Below are 13,968 nucleotides of genomic sequence, written 5' to 3'. Positions count from 1 at the left end.
GAGATACTTCTACATGGCTCACGTTTTACCGATCTATGTGCAGATCCAGGAACAACTTCGCAACGGCATTAAGCGGGGGGATTATCCACCTGGTCATAAGCTGCCGTCCGAGAATGAACTGGCCCAACAATTTTCCACCACTCGCGCCACCGTGGTTCATGCGATGCACGGCTTACTAAGCGAAGGGCTTATTGAGCGCGTGCGCGGCAAAGGAACGTTCGTCAAGACTGCGCCGATTGTGACGCGCGTCAGAAAGCAAGAACTTGGCTTTTTCGAGAAAGATTTGCAGGAAAGTAATCTTTCTATTCAGTACCAGGTTTTCTTCTTTGGCGAAGTCCCGTCAACACCTGCTTTACTGGCAAATTTACGGCTTGATGCCGGTGCGAAAATATACCGTCTGGTTCGTTTACGCCTTATCGACGGGAAGCCGCTGGCGGTCGAAATTCGCTATCTTGATGCCGAAATAGCGGCCAATATTGCCGTCGCCTCGCTGGAAACGCTGGCGTTACAGACGCTATTTGAGCAACAGCTGGGCATTATTATTCATACCATTCATAACCAGGTTCGCGTCGCGCTGCCGGGGCAAGAAGTGGCAAAATTTCTGGATATTAAACGCAGCCGACCGGTGATGGTGCGTCAACATACTTGCCTGGCAGGCGATGACAAACTGATCCTGTGGGGCGAAACCTGGTATCGTGAAGAATATGAATTCCAATACAGCACTTATCGGGATAAATAGAGATTAAACAACCACCTCTGTTATCTGACATGTAGGGCAGGGTGCCATAATTAAGTTATTAAAAGTGGATTTGAAAAATCACTTCAGCGGCTTTCTGCGCATAGCTATCAAGACGATCGAGTTGCCGATAAGGAACGAGCCATGCCATCATCAGCTTTACGTTTTGCGATTAACTTAGGCAATGCTTTGCTCGCTGAACAGTTAACCGACGGATCGTTACAGGGACTCACAGTCGATCTGGCGCGAAAAATTGCGCACTCTTGCCAGCAGCCGGAGCTGCTGAAACCTTACCCCGCAGCAAAACATATCGTTGACGATGCTTCGAATAATCAATGGGATATTGCTTTTCTGGCGGTGGATCCGGCACGTGAAAATGAGCTGAGTTTTACCTCACCCTATCTCACTATCGACTGTACCGTTCTGGTGCGTCGCGATAGCGAGGTCCATTCGGTTCATGAGATGGACCGTGAAGGCGTGACGATTAACGTCGGAAGGGGTTCTGCCTATTCATTGCCATTGACCCGCACCTTAAAACATGCCCGACTTTGCGAATATCCCACCACCCAGCAGGCGCTCAGCGCTTTCCTTGCCAGTGAGGGGGATATGGTGGCGAATATTCGTCAGCTGCTGGAAGCCGCCGCCCTGGGGCAAGATAGCGTTCGTGCGCTACCTGATAGCTACAGCCAGATTCAGCAGGCAATCTGCGTGCCGCGCGCGGCCCCGCACTATTATGAAAAAATGGAAACGTTGGTGAGACGGTGGCAGCAGGATGGGACGCTGGCGGCGCTGATCGCCCGCCATATTTATGCTTAATGCCTTCATTGATATATCAGGCCCGGTATATTTTCCCGGAGGCGGCGCTTGACGCGCCTGTCCGGGCTACCAGTCCGCAGACGGTGGTTAACCTCGCTTCCCGCCATATTGCGCAAACCATGCCAGCATTCGCTGCCAGCCGTCCTTCGCCGACTCTTCATGATAGCTGGCGCGATAGTCGGCGTTAAAGGCGTGGTCGGCCTGCGGGTAAACCACGATTTCTGCCGTAGCGTTGGCGGCCCGCAGCGCCTGACGCATGGTTTCAATCGTATCCTGCGGGATGCTGTCATCTTTCGCGCCGTAAAGCCCTAAAACCGGGGCGTTCAGATCAACGGCAATGTCCACCGGATGTTTCGGTGAGTTTAATGTTTTCTCACCGACCAGCTTGCCGTACCAGGCAACGGCGGCTTTTAGCTGCGGGTTATGTGCGGCGTACAGCCAGGTGATGCGACCGCCCCAGCAGAAACCGGTAATAAGCAGACGATGGGCATCGCCACCGTGGCGGGAAGCCCAACTGGCGACGTGATCGAGGTCAGCCAGTACCTGAGAATCCGGTACCTTTTTGACCAACCCCTGAAATAAAGAAGGAATATCGTTGTAATCATTGGGATCGCCCTGGCGGAAGTACAGCTCTGGTGCGATAGCCAGATACCCTTCCTGCGCCAGACGGCGACAAATATCGCGGATATGTTCATGCACGCCGAAAATTTCCTGTACAACGATGACGACCGGTAGCGGACCGTCGACGTTGCCCGGACGGGCATGGAAGGCTGGCATGTTATCCCCCTGAGAAGGGATTGATGTCTCCCCGGAGATGATATTTTCATCTGACGTGTGAACAGCAGTTGAGGCATGCGGCGTGGCTGCAGGTGCAAAGCCGGGTTGCTTAGTTGTGGTCATGGTATTCTCCGTACCCTTATTAATGTATTAGCGCATCGATAACTATAGACGTTTTAGACCGGACGTTAACAAACCACAGTGCCCGAAACAGGCTATCTTTTGTTCAGTACTCTCCAGATTAACTTATTAATGTGATTTGTATCACCATTCAATGGCAATCTATTGCAATGAATTTCATTCATGGTGATTGGTGTCACAAAATAGTCTCAGCAGCTTCTGTAAAGTACCGTTTTGCTTCTGCTGATAATTCGACCCACAGAGGAGTTTTTTATGTCTAAGTCTGATGTTTTTCATCTCGGCCTCACCAAGAACGATTTACAAGGGGCTACGCTGGCTATCGTCCCTGGCGATCCGGAGCGTGTGGAAAAGATCGCCGCGCTGATGGATAAGCCGGTCAAACTGGCATCTCATCGCGAATTCACTACCTGGCGTGCTGAACTGGATGGTAAAGCAGTGATTGTCTGCTCTACCGGTATCGGCGGCCCATCTACCTCTATTGCCGTGGAAGAACTGGCCCAATTGGGTATCCGTACCTTCCTGCGCATTGGCACCACCGGCGCTATTCAGCCGCACATTAATGTGGGCGACGTTCTGGTGACCACCGCTTCCGTTCGTCTCGACGGTGCAAGCCTGCACTTCGCGCCAATGGAATTCCCGGCGGTAGCCGATTTCGAATGTACTACCGCGCTGGTTGAAGCGGCGAAATCCATTGGTGCGACCACGCATGTCGGCGTCACTGCCTCTTCCGACACCTTCTATCCGGGCCAGGAGCGTTACGACACCTTCTCTGGCCGCGTGGTGAGCCGCTTTAAAGGTTCGATGGAAGAGTGGCAGTCGATGGGCGTGATGAACTATGAAATGGAATCCGCCACTCTGCTGACCATGTGCGCCAGCCAGGGCCTGCGTGCCGGGATGGTTGCCGGGGTTATCGTCAACCGTACCCAGCAGGAAATTCCAAACGCGGAAACCATGAAGCAAACCGAAAGCCATGCGGTGAAAATCGTCGTGGAAGCAGCGCGCCGCCTGCTGTAGTTCTTATCCTTTCTGTCAAAGGCCGGGCTCTCCGGCCTTTCTTTTTTGCGTTGCTCCTCGCAGGAAAAACCTTTCCAACTGGACGTTTGTACAGCACAATTCTATTTTGTGCCGTAAGTGGTTGCCGCAGGGGGCGTTGTGGATATCTCGATTATTATTAGTGCCGTTGTGGCGCTGGCCGCTGGGCTGATTGTGGGCTGGCTGGCGACCAAAGCGCGCGCCGACCAAATCCGAGCCGACCTCATCGAAGAGCGTCGCGAGCTGGATATTGAGCTGAGCGCTGCCCGCCAACAACTGGTGCAGGAGTCCCACTGGCGCGAAGAGTGCGAGCTGCTCAATAACGAATTGCGCAGCCTGCGCGATATCAATACGTCGCTGGAGGCCGATCTCCGTGAAGTGACCACCCGCCTTGAATCCACGCAAATGCATGCGGAAGATAAAATTCGCCAGATGGTCAACAGCGAGCAGCGCCTTAGCGAGCAGTTCGAGAATCTGGCAAACCGAATATTCGAACACAGCAACCGACGGGTGGATGAGCAGAATCGCCAGAGTCTGCACGGGCTGCTGACCCCGTTACGTGAGCAACTGGATGGTTTCCGCCGCCAGGTTCAGGATAGCTTCGGTCAGGAGGCGCGGGAGCGTCATACCCTGGCTCATGAAATCCGCAACCTTCAGCAGCTTAATGCGCAAATGGCGCAGGAAGCGCTAAACCTGACGCGCGCGCTGAAGGGTGATAACAAAACTCAGGGCAACTGGGGGGAAGTGGTATTGACCCGCGTGCTGGAGGCTTCCGGGCTGCGGGAGGGTCACGAATATCAAACGCAGGTGAGTATCGAAACCGACAACCGTTCACGGATGCAGCCGGATGTGATCGTGCGTCTTCCGCAGGGCAAAGACGTGGTTATTGATGCCAAGATGACTCTGGTCGCCTATGAACGCTACTTTAATGCCGATGATGATTACACCCGCGAGACGGCGTTACAGGAGCATATTGCTTCCGTACGCAATCATATGCGTCTGCTGGGGCGTAAGGACTATCAACAGCTGCCGGGGCTACGTTCACTCGACTACGTCCTGATGTTTATCCCAGTTGAACCCGCCTTCCTGCTGGCGATTGACCGTCAGCCGGAGCTGATTAGCGAAGCGCTGAAGAACAACATTATGTTGGTTAGCCCGACTACGCTGCTGGTCGCACTGCGTACCATCGCCAACCTGTGGCGCTATGAGCATCAGAGCCGTAACGCGCAGAAAATTGCCGAAAGAGCGGGGCGCCTGTATGACAAAATGCGCCTGTTTGTCGACGACATGTCCGCTATCGGCCAGAGCCTGGATAAAGCACAGGATAACTATCGTCAGGCGATGAAAAAGCTCGCTTCCGGGCGTGGCAATCTGCTCGTTCAGGCAGAATCGTTCCGTGGCCTGGGCGTGGAAGTCAAACGTGGGATTAATCCTGACTTAGTCGAACAAGCAACCGCGCAGGATGATGAATACCGTCTTGAGGACGAAGACAACCCACGGGAAGATAAAGATTTTTCATCAGATTCCGCAGCTGCTGCAGTGTACGATGGTCGCTCTCAGCCGCGTTGAAGCGTATGGGAAGCGCGCTAAACCTGTTACACTCGACGAACATTTTCTTGATAAGCAAGCAGGCATTGAGATGGTTGAGGATTCACAAGAAACGACGCATTTTGGCTTTCAGACTGTCGCCAAAGAACAGAAAGCTGACATGGTGGCGCATGTATTTCATTCTGTAGCTGCAAAATATGATGTGATGAACGATTTGATGTCGTTCGGTATTCATCGTTTGTGGAAGCGTTTCACCATCGATTGCAGCGGCGTCCGTCGTGGGCAGACCGTGCTGGATCTGGCCGGCGGTACCGGCGACCTGACGGCGAAATTCTCCCGTCTGGTGGGCGAAACCGGCCGCGTGATGCTGGCGGATATCAATGATTCTATGCTGAAGATGGGCCGCGAAAAGCTGCGTAATATCGGCATTATCGGTAACGTGGAATATGTCCAGGCTAACGCCGAAGCGCTACCTTTTGCAGATAACACCTTTGACTGCATCACCATCTCTTTCGGCCTGCGTAATGTCACCGATAAAGAAAAAGCGCTGCGCTCTATGTATCGCGTGCTCAAACCGGGCGGTCGCCTGCTGGTACTGGAGTTCTCGAAGCCAATAATGGAGCCGCTGAGCAAAGCCTACGATGCCTATTCCTTCCATATCCTGCCGCGCGTGGGCGAGCTGGTTGCGAAAGATGCCGAAAGCTATCGCTATCTTGCTGAATCTATTCGAATGCACCCCGATCAGGACACTCTGAAAGGCATGATGCAGGACGCAGGTTTCGAAAGCGTCGATTACTACAACCTGACGGCCGGTATCGTTGCGCTGCACCGTGGTTACAAGTTCTGACAGGAGGGACGCTATGCCTTTCAAATCACTGGTTTCCGCCGGTATTGAGACAGTCCTGAATACTTTCCTCTGGCGCGACCAGGCGCTTAAACCCGCCCGGCAGCGGCTGCTGGGGAAAGTGCTGCGCATCGAGTTGCAAGAGCTTTCCGCACCCGTGGTGCTGGTTTTTAGCGAGCGTCAGGTAGACGTGCTGGGCGCGTGGGAAGGCGAAGCCGATTGTACCGTGATTACCCGCCTTAGCGTGCTCCCGCAACTACGTAACCGCCAGCAGCTGACGGCGCTGATTCGCAGCGGCGATCTCGAAGTGCAGGGAGATTTGCAGGTTGTGCAAAATACCGTCACTCTGTGCGATCTGGCTGAATTCGACCCGGCTGAACTATTGGCCCCGTATACTGGCGATATCGTTGCGGAAGGCTTCAGTAAAGTATTACGCGGCGGCACTCGCTTTCTTTTACAGGGCGCTCAGCGCCAGCAGCGTTATGTCGCGGAGACGATCACCGAAGAGTGGCGTCTGGCACCGGGACCGCTGGAGCTGGCCTGGTTTGTTGAGGAAACCGCTGCTGTGGAACGAGCCCTGGCCGCGCTGGAAAAACGGCTGGAAACGCTGGAGGGCAAATGACGCCAGGAGAACTACGGCGCCTGTATTTCATCATCCGCACCTTTTTGAGCTACGGGCTTGATGAGCTCATTCCCAAAATGCGCATCACGCTGCCGCTGCGAATCTGGCGACGTATGCTGTTCTGGATGCCAAACCGCCACAAAGAAAAACCTCTCGGCGAGCGCTTGCGTCTGGCGTTGCAGGAGCTGGGACCGGTGTGGATTAAGTTTGGTCAGATGCTCTCAACTCGTCGCGACCTGTTTCCGCCGCAAATCGCCGATCAGCTTGCTATGTTGCAGGATCGCGTCGCACCGTTTGACGGTCTGCAGGCCAAAAAGCAAATTGAGCAAGCGATGGGCGGCCTGCCGGTGGAGGCCTGGTTTGACGATTTCTCCATCGAGCCGCTGGCTTCTGCCTCTATCGCCCAGGTACACACTGCGCGCCTGAAAGAGAATGGCAGAGAGGTGGTCATCAAGGTGATCCGCCCGGATATTGTGCCGGTTATCAAAGCGGATATGAAACTCATCTATCGCCTCGCGCGCTGGGTACCGCGTCTGCTGCCGGACGGTCGTCGTCTGCGCCCACAGGAAGTGGTTCGCGAATACGAGAAAACGCTGCTGGATGAACTCAACCTGCTGCGTGAATCGGCCAACGCCATTCAATTGCGCCGCAACTTTGAAGACAGCCCAATGCTCTATGTCCCTGAGGTTTATTCAGACTACTGCAGCGAAGGCATGATGGTGATGGAGCGGATTTACGGCATCCCGGTTTCCGATGTCGTTGCTCTGGAAGCGCAAAATACCAACATGAAGCTGCTGGCCGAGCGCGGCGTGCAGGTCTTTTTCACTCAGGTCTTCCGCGACAGCTTCTTCCATGCCGATATGCATCCGGGCAATATTTTTGTCAGCTATGAACACCCGGAGGACCCGCAGTACATCGGTATCGACTGCGGTATTGTCGGCTCGCTGAACAAAGAAGATAAGCGCTACCTGGCGGAAAACTTCATCGCCTTCTTTAACCGTGATTATCGCAAAGTTGCGGAGCTGCACGTTGATTCCGGCTGGGTACCTGCGGATACCAACGTTGAAGAGTTCGAGTTTGCCATCCGCACCGTCTGCGAGCCTATTTTTGAAAAGCCGCTGGCGGAAATCTCCTTTGGCCATGTGCTGCTGAACCTGTTTAACACCGCGCGACGCTTCAATATGGAAGTGCAGCCGCAGCTGGTTCTGCTACAGAAGACATTACTTTACGTAGAAGGTGTAGGTCGCCAGCTCTATCCTCAGTTAGACTTGTGGAAAACGGCGAAACCGTTCCTGGAGTCGTGGATTAAGGATCAGGTTGGCATTCCGGCGCTGGTGCGAGCGTTTAAAGAAAAAGCGCCGTTCTGGATTGAGAGAATGCCGGAAATACCTGAACTGGTGTACCAAAGCTTGCAACAAAGCAAGCAGTTGCAGAATAGCGTCGATACCATCGTTCGTGACATCCAGGTGCGGCACGTACGCCAGGGGCAGTCTCGTTACTTGTTTGGTATAGGTGCGGTTTTACTGCTGAGTGGTACGCTGCTATTCGTCCACCGTCCGGAATGGGGCATGATGCCCGGCTGGCTGATGGCCGCTGGCGTCGTAACGTGGCTTATCGGCTGGCGAAAGACGAACTGACGGCAGTCGCCTTTATCACTGCGCATAATATGTATAATGCGTCCTATTAATTCATCATCTGTCATAGGGGAATGTGTATGGGTGGTATCAGTATTTGGCAGTTACTCATTGTTGTCGTCATCGTGGTTCTGCTTTTCGGGACAAAAAAGCTGAGCTCGCTCGGTTCGGATTTAGGCGCGTCGATCAAAGGCTTTAAAAAGGCCATGAGCGACGAAGATAAACCGGAGAAACCCGCGCCTGATGCCGATTTTGCGGCGAAAACCCTCGCTGAAAAACCGGATGAAGCAAAGAAAGACGAGACCAAACGCCACGACAAAGAGCAGGTGTAATTCGTGTTCGATATCGGTTTTAGTGAACTACTGCTGGTGTTCGTAATTGGCCTCATCGTTTTGGGGCCACAGCGACTGCCTGTCGCGGTAAAAACGGTAGTCAGTTGGATCCGCACGCTGCGGTCTCTGGCGGCTACCGTGCAAAATGAAATAACCCAGGAATTAAAGCTGCAGGAGTTCCAGGAAAGCCTGAAGAAAGTGGAAAAGGCCAGCCTGGATAATCTGACCCCTGAGCTAAAGGCATCGATGGACGAACTGCGCGAAGCAGCTGAATCCATGAAGCGCTCCTATACCGCCAACGATCCTGAAAAAGCCAGCGACGAAGCCAACACGATTCATAACCCGGTAGTGCAGGGTAGTGAAGAGCAGCGCAAAGACATCACGCCAGCGACGGCTGAACATCAGGCCAGCGCGCCAGAGCATGCCCCAGAAAGCGTTGCTGAAGAACCCCTTGTTTCGCAGGTAGAACTTCCGTCTGCGAAAGAGAAAGTCGCCGTGACAGCTTCCGATACCTCTCCCGCATCGAGTGATAAACAGTAAACATGGGCGTAGACGATACACAACCGCTAATTACGCATCTGATTGAGCTGCGTAAACGCTTGATCAACAGCATTCTCGCGATTCTGGTGATTTTCCTGGCGTTGGTTTATTTCGCCAACGATATCTATCAACTGGTTTCTGCGCCGCTTATTCGGCAGATGCCGGTTGGCGCAACGATGATCGCCACGGACGTGGCCTCGCCTTTCTTCACGCCGATCAAGCTGACCTTTATGGTGTCGATCATTTTGTCGGTGCCGGTCATTTTGTACCAGGTCTGGGCCTTTGTGGCGCCTGCGCTGTATAAGCATGAACGTCGGTTGGTGATGCCGCTGCTGGTCTCCAGCACGCTGCTGTTTTACATCGGTATGGCCTTTGCTTACTTCGTTGTGTTCCCGCTGGCGTTTGGTTTCCTGACGCACGCAGCGCCGGAAGGGGTGCAGGTTTCAACCGATATTCGCAGCTATCTCGATTTTGTCATGGCGTTATTTATTGCTTTTGGCGTCTCGTTCGAAGTGCCGGTGGCCATCGTGCTGCTGTGCTGGATGGGGGTAACAACCCCGGACGATCTGCGTAAGAAAAGGCCTTACGTGCTGGTGGGCGCATTCGTCGTTGGGATGTTGCTGACACCGCCGGATGTATTCTCGCAAACGCTATTGGCGATCCCGATGTACTGTCTATTCGAAGTCGGGGTTTTCTTCGCCCGGTTCTATACAGGCAAGCGCATGACGCGTGATGAAGATGCCGCCGCCGAAGAGGCGCAGGGCAAAGAAGAATAAATACCAGCCGCCCGCAAGGGCGGTTGTCATATGGGAGTAGTGATGTTTGATATCGGTGTAAATCTGACCAGCCCGCAGTTTTCTCGTGATCGCGATGAGGTTGTTTCCCGTGCGCAGGCGGCAGGAGTCACCGGCATGCTGCTGACGGGAACGAACCTGCATGAAAGCGCTCAGGCGCAGCAGATGGCACGCCGCTACTCTGGCTGCTGGTCAACCGCCGGGGTTCATCCACACGACAGTAGCACCTGGACGGAATCCGTCGCGGCGGCAGTCTTTGCGTTGGCCCGCGAGCAGGAAGTCGTCGCGATTGGTGAATGCGGACTGGATTTTAACCGTAACTTTTCGACGCCGCAGGAGCAGGAAGCGGCGTTTAGCGCTCAGCTGGCTCTGGCGGCGGAGCTGTCGATGCCGGTGTTTTTGCACTGCCGCGATGCGCACGAGCGCTTCCTGGCCCTGCTGACGCCCTGGCTCGATAAATTACCGGGGGCAGTGGTGCATTGTTTTACCGGTACGCGCGAAGAGATGCGTGAATGTGTGGATAGAGGTTTATCCATTGGTATCACCGGCTGGGTGTGCGATGAGCGTCGAGGGATGGAGCTGCGAGAGTTGCTGGTTGATATTCCGGTCGACCGTCTGCTGGTTGAGACCGATGCGCCTTATCTACTGCCGCGCGATATGCGCCCGAAACCCTCTTCCCGCCGTAATGAACCTGCTTATTTGCCGCATATTTTGGCGAGTATCGCAGGGTGGCGTGGGGAAGACGCGAAGTGGCTGGAAGAAGTCACCGATACTAACGTCAGAAGACTCTTTGGCGTGCGCTTTTAAGCGCGTCGTCAGATTTTATAAAAGTCCGTATTTTTGACGCTCTGCAATACCTGCTTGTTAAGCAGATTTAGCAGCAGCATAGAACGGGCTTCGCCATCCGGTTCGGTAAAGATTGCCTGTAGACCTTCAAAGGCACCGTCAGTGATTAGTACGTTGTCGCCTTCATGGGGCGTTTCCGGATCGGTAATGCCTTCCGGCTTGTAGATGGAGAGCTGATGAATGACGGCGGATGGCACGATAGCGGGCAGTGCGCCAAAACGCACAAAGCTGTTCACACCGCGAGTCGCGTTGATGGTGGTGGTATGAATAATTTCTGGATCAAACTCGATAAACAGATAGTTTGGGAACAGGGGTTCGCTGACCGTCGTGCGTTTACCGCGGACAATTTTTTCCAGTTCGATCGTTGGCATCAGGCAATTGACGGCCTGCCGTTCGAGATGTTCCTGGGCGCGTTCAAGTTGCCCACGTTTGCAATAAAGTAAATACCAGGCTTGCATAATGACTCTTTCCACAGCTACTGGTAGCAAGCATAACAAAAGCCCGATGCGATCGCGAAATCATTGCGGATGAAAACGAAATTTCAGCGTTCTTTCACGCTAATTTAACAAAAATACAGCATCGCCCTGATGAACGCCGTATAATCAGCCGCCTGTATAGAGGTCAATAACAACTCCATGAAATACCACGATCTACGCGATTTTCTGACATTACTGGAGCAGCAGGGGGAATTGAAACGGATCTCCCTGCCGGTCGATCCTCACCTGGAAATTACCGAAATTGCCGATCGCACTTTGCGTGCTGGCGGCCCAGCCCTGCTGTTTGAAAACCCGAAAGGCTACTCCATGCCCGTGTTGTGCAACCTGTTCGGCACGCCGAAACGCGTTGCGTTGGGGATGGGTCAGGAGGACGTCAGCTCGCTACGGGAAGTGGGTAAACTTCTGGCTTTCCTGAAAGAGCCGGAACCGCCAAAAGGCTTTCGCGATCTGTTCGATAAGCTGCCGCAGTTCAAACAGGTACTGAACATGCCGACTAAGCGCCTGCGCGGCGCGCCATGTCAGCAGAAAATTATCCAGGGCGATGATGTAGACCTGACCCGAATCCCGATCATGACCTGCTGGCCGGAAGATGCCGCACCGCTTATTACCTGGGGGCTCACGGTCACTCGTGGTCCGCATAAAGAGCGGCAAAATCTGGGCATCTATCGCCAGCAGCTGATTGGCAAGAACAAGCTGATTATGCGCTGGCTGTCCCATCGCGGCGGCGCGTTGGATTTCCAGGAGTGGTGCGCAGCGCATCCTGGCGAACGTTTCCCGGTCTCCGTGGCGCTGGGTGCCGATCCGGCGACCATTCTCGGTGCGGTGACGCCCGTTCCGGATACCCTTTCTGAGTATGCGTTTGCGGGCCTGCTACGGGGAACAAAAACTGAAGTCGTGAAGTGCGTTTCTAACGACCTGGAAGTGCCGGCCAGCGCGGAGATCGTGCTGGAAGGTTATATCGAATCCGGGGAACTGGCTCCCGAAGGGCCGTATGGCGATCACACTGGCTACTACAATGAAGTGGATAGCTTCCCGGTGTTTACCGTCACACATATCACCCAGCGGGAAGATGCGATTTATCACTCCACCTACACCGGACGCCCGCCGGATGAACCAGCAGTATTGGGCGTCGCGCTGAACGAAGTCTTCGTGCCGATTCTGCAAAAGCAGTTTCCTGAAATTGTCGATTTTTACCTGCCGCCGGAAGGGTGTTCCTATCGCCTGGCGGTGGTCACCATGAAGAAACAGTACGCTGGTCACGCTAAGCGCGTGATGATGGGCGTCTGGTCGTTCCTGCGGCAGTTCATGTACACCAAGTTCGTGATTGTCTGCGATGACGATGTTAACGCGCGCGACTGGAATGACGTGATTTGGGCGATTACTACCCGTATGGACCCGGCGCGTGATACGGTATTGGTAGAAAACACGCCAATTGATTACCTGGACTTTGCCTCACCGGTTTCCGGTTTGGGTTCAAAAATGGGGCTGGATGCCACAAATAAATGGCCTGGTGAGACCCAGCGCGAGTGGGGTCGTCCCATTAAGAAAGATCCCGAGGTGACGGCACGTATTGACGCCATCTGGGATGAACTGGCCATCTTCAAATAACAGTAAGCGGGGCTAACGCCGCTGTTTTGCACAATAGACCCGATAGAGGGGACGCATGACAACCTTAAGCTGTAAAGTGACCTCGGTGGAGGCGATTACCGATACTGTGTATCGCGTTCGATTAGTGCCGGAAGCGGCGTTTTCCTTCCGTGCTGGTCAGTATCTGATGGTCGTGATGGACGAGCGCGACAAGCGTCCGTTCTCCATGGCCTCTACGCCGTCGGAACACGAGTTTATCGAGCTACATATCGGCGCATCTGAACTCAACTTGTATGCGATGGCGGTGATGGATCGCATTTTGAAAGAACGTGAAATCGAGGTCGATATCCCGCATGGCGAAGCCTGGCTGCGCGATGATGAGGATCGTCCGCTGATTCTGATCGCCGGGGGGACGGGCTTCTCCTATGTGCGTTCCATTCTGCTCACCGCGCTGGCGCGCAATCCGAACCGTGATATCGCTATCTACTGGGGCGGGCGTGAAGCCAAGCATCTCTATGATCTGTCCGAGCTGGAAGCGTTAAGCGTGAGACACCCTGGTTTACGCGTTGAGCCGGTTGTTGAACAGCCTGAAGAAGAGTGGCGTGGTCGTACCGGAACCGTACTTACGGCGGTTTTACAGGACTACGGAACGCTGGCCGAGCATGATATCTATATTGCTGGCCGCTTCGAGATGGCTAAGATTGCCCGCGACCTGTTCTGTAATGAACGCGGCGCGCGTGAAGATCGTCTGTTTGGCGATGCTTTTGCGTTTATCTGATAGTTATTATAAAAGCATCCGGGATTTTGGCCCGGATGCTTTATTTATTTGGCATCGCTAAAGTAAACGTACAGTGGTCGATCGTTCTCCAGCAAACAGAGCATTTTTCCGACGGTTTTTCCCTCTTTTTCCAGCGTAGCGGCTAACTGCGTCGCGATATGCTGGCTACCTATCTTCTCATCGTAGCGTTCGGTATTGATATTGGTGATGACCAGGTTCTTTAGCTGTTCGCTTTCCGGATTCTGCACCATTTTATTCATTCCCCAGGAGAGACATGCCTGAGCGTTATCTTGCTCATCGGCGAGAGCTGCACCAGAGAATGTAGCAAGCAGAAGAATGAGTGGGAGTGTTTTCATAAGTTGTTATTATCCTTAATAATCGTTACCTTCCTGGTGATCATAACTGAATAGCAGAAATAAAAAACCCGCCCCTGACAGGCGGGAA

16 protein-coding genes are annotated in these 13,968 nt (G+C 53.8%); 13 read left to right on the top strand and 3 right to left on the bottom strand.

Translation table 11 applies throughout. The features are described from left to right. The first annotated feature begins 13 nt into the window (after nt 1-13). Nucleotides 14-739 carry a GntR family transcriptional regulator gene (locus tag ACMYSL_RS27775; protein WP_434660766.1) on the top strand — a complete coding sequence of 242 codons (726 nt, stop codon included), beginning with the start codon at nt 14-16 and terminating at the stop codon, nt 737-739. A 141-nt stretch (nt 740-880) separates the two neighbouring features. Then, complete coding sequence (locus ACMYSL_RS27770; protein WP_434660764.1) at nt 881-1,552, top strand: transporter substrate-binding domain-containing protein; 672 nt, start codon at nt 881-883, stop codon at nt 1,550-1,552. 87 nt (nt 1,553-1,639) lie between these two features. On the opposite strand, the gene ACMYSL_RS27765 is transcribed toward ACMYSL_RS27770, so the two are convergent. After that, nucleotides 1,640-2,452 carry a dienelactone hydrolase family protein gene (locus ACMYSL_RS27765; RefSeq protein WP_304255015.1) on the bottom strand — a complete coding sequence of 271 codons (813 nt, stop codon included), beginning with the start codon at nt 2,450-2,452 and terminating at the stop codon, nt 1,640-1,642. A 270-nt stretch (nt 2,453-2,722) separates the two neighbouring features. Between ACMYSL_RS27765 and udp the strand changes: the two genes are divergently transcribed. The 9 genes from udp (at nt 2,723) to tatD (ending at nt 10,623) form a co-directional block, all read left to right on the top strand. Continuing rightward, a complete protein-coding gene (udp, locus tag ACMYSL_RS27760; protein ID WP_003828923.1) occupies nt 2,723-3,484 on the top strand; it encodes a uridine phosphorylase in 762 nt (253 codons plus the stop codon). 138 nt (nt 3,485-3,622) lie between these two features. Then, complete coding sequence (gene rmuC / locus ACMYSL_RS27755) at nt 3,623-5,071, top strand: DNA recombination protein RmuC (protein ID WP_434660761.1); 1,449 nt, start codon at nt 3,623-3,625, stop codon at nt 5,069-5,071. Nucleotides 5,072-5,141: 70 nt separating this feature from the next. Next, nucleotides 5,142-5,897, top strand: a complete 756-nt coding sequence (gene ubiE, locus ACMYSL_RS27750; protein ID WP_110277498.1) for a bifunctional demethylmenaquinone methyltransferase/2-methoxy-6-polyprenyl-1,4-benzoquinol methylase UbiE — start codon at nt 5,142-5,144, stop codon at nt 5,895-5,897. A gap of 13 nt (nt 5,898-5,910) precedes the next feature. Beyond that, complete coding sequence (gene ubiJ / locus ACMYSL_RS27745) at nt 5,911-6,516, top strand: ubiquinone biosynthesis protein UbiJ (RefSeq protein WP_434660759.1); 606 nt, start codon at nt 5,911-5,913, stop codon at nt 6,514-6,516. Beyond that, on the top strand, nt 6,513-8,153 hold the full coding sequence (gene ubiB / locus ACMYSL_RS27740; protein ID WP_434660757.1) for a ubiquinone biosynthesis regulatory protein kinase UbiB: 1,641 nt from the start codon (nt 6,513-6,515) through the stop codon (nt 8,151-8,153). Before ubiJ ends, ubiB begins: the two co-directional genes overlap by 4 nt. A 77-nt stretch (nt 8,154-8,230) precedes the next feature. Then, entirely contained in the window at nt 8,231-8,482 is a 252-nt protein-coding gene (gene tatA / locus ACMYSL_RS27735; RefSeq protein WP_434660755.1) for a Sec-independent protein translocase subunit TatA, read from the top strand. A 3-nt stretch (nt 8,483-8,485) separates the two neighbouring features. After that, entirely contained in the window at nt 8,486-9,022 is a 537-nt protein-coding gene (tatB, locus tag ACMYSL_RS27730) for a Sec-independent protein translocase protein TatB (RefSeq protein ID WP_434660753.1), read from the top strand. 2 nt (nt 9,023-9,024) lie between these two features. Next, nucleotides 9,025-9,798, top strand: a complete 774-nt coding sequence (gene tatC / locus ACMYSL_RS27725; protein ID WP_181484099.1) for a Sec-independent protein translocase subunit TatC — start codon at nt 9,025-9,027, stop codon at nt 9,796-9,798. 30 nt (nt 9,799-9,828) lie between these two features. Further along, nucleotides 9,829-10,623 (top strand): 3'-5' ssDNA/RNA exonuclease TatD, encoded by a 795-nt coding sequence (tatD, locus tag ACMYSL_RS27720; RefSeq protein ID WP_434660750.1) that lies wholly within the window; start codon nt 9,829-9,831, stop codon nt 10,621-10,623. Between the two features lie 8 nt (nt 10,624-10,631). Here the strand turns inward: tatD and rfaH are convergent, their stop codons facing one another. Continuing rightward, nucleotides 10,632-11,120, bottom strand: coding sequence for a transcription/translation regulatory transformer protein RfaH (rfaH, locus tag ACMYSL_RS27715; protein ID WP_110277484.1), 489 nt, complete (start codon nt 11,118-11,120; stop codon nt 10,632-10,634). A 177-nt stretch (nt 11,121-11,297) separates the two neighbouring features. Here rfaH and ubiD point away from each other — a divergent pair, with 177 nt between their 5' ends. Together ubiD and fre are read left to right on the top strand one after the other, a co-directional pair. Next, nucleotides 11,298-12,767: a 4-hydroxy-3-polyprenylbenzoate decarboxylase gene (ubiD, locus tag ACMYSL_RS27710; protein WP_434660748.1), complete on the top strand. Its 1,470-nt coding sequence runs from the start codon at nt 11,298-11,300 to the stop codon at nt 12,765-12,767. A gap of 55 nt (nt 12,768-12,822) precedes the next feature. After that, complete coding sequence (fre, locus tag ACMYSL_RS27705) at nt 12,823-13,524, top strand: NAD(P)H-flavin reductase (protein WP_181484096.1); 702 nt, start codon at nt 12,823-12,825, stop codon at nt 13,522-13,524. 44 nt (nt 13,525-13,568) lie between these two features. Here the strand turns inward: fre and ACMYSL_RS27700 are convergent, their stop codons facing one another. Beyond that, complete coding sequence (locus ACMYSL_RS27700) at nt 13,569-13,880, bottom strand: hypothetical protein (RefSeq protein WP_304255037.1); 312 nt, start codon at nt 13,878-13,880, stop codon at nt 13,569-13,571. Nucleotides 13,881-13,968 lie beyond the last annotated feature (88 nt).

The organism is Klebsiella sp. MISC125 (assembly GCF_051131775.1).
GTDB lineage: Bacteria > Pseudomonadota > Gammaproteobacteria > Enterobacterales > Enterobacteriaceae > Klebsiella.
Note: the sequence above shows the minus strand (reverse complement) of the source record. Positions and strands in the feature narration are given on the sequence as shown.